The following is a 253-nucleotide window of genomic DNA, read 5'->3' as shown; positions in this document are numbered from 1 at the left end:
AAAAAAAGGCTTTTTCAGGCACTTTTTAGGATATGGCTTAGGGTTTTGTATTCCAGTTATTTTCGGTAGTGCATTTGTTCGAAACGATTTTTATCTAGATTTATCTCCAATTGTGTCGTACCGAGTTTATTTAATGACGTTATTTGGAGCTGTGTTTTTTGCTGGTTGGGACTGGTTTTTCAAAAGTAGAGAGTACAAAAAATACAAAGAAAATCTATCGCGGAAAAATTACTCATAACAAACGGCTCAAGAG

At 34.4% G+C, this 253-nt stretch carries 1 protein-coding gene; it reads left to right on the top strand.

From position 1 onward, the window contains the following. Window positions 1–238: hypothetical protein (locus tag DD616_RS17255; protein WP_208871987.1), on the top strand; the 238-nt coding region annotated here is incomplete at its 5' end. Window positions 239–253 lie beyond the last annotated feature (15 nt).

The organism is Vibrio anguillarum, from assembly GCF_003390515.1.
GTDB lineage: Bacteria > Pseudomonadota > Gammaproteobacteria > Enterobacterales > Vibrionaceae > Vibrio > Vibrio anguillarum.
Note: the sequence above shows the minus strand (reverse complement) of the source record. Positions and strands in the feature narration are given on the sequence as shown.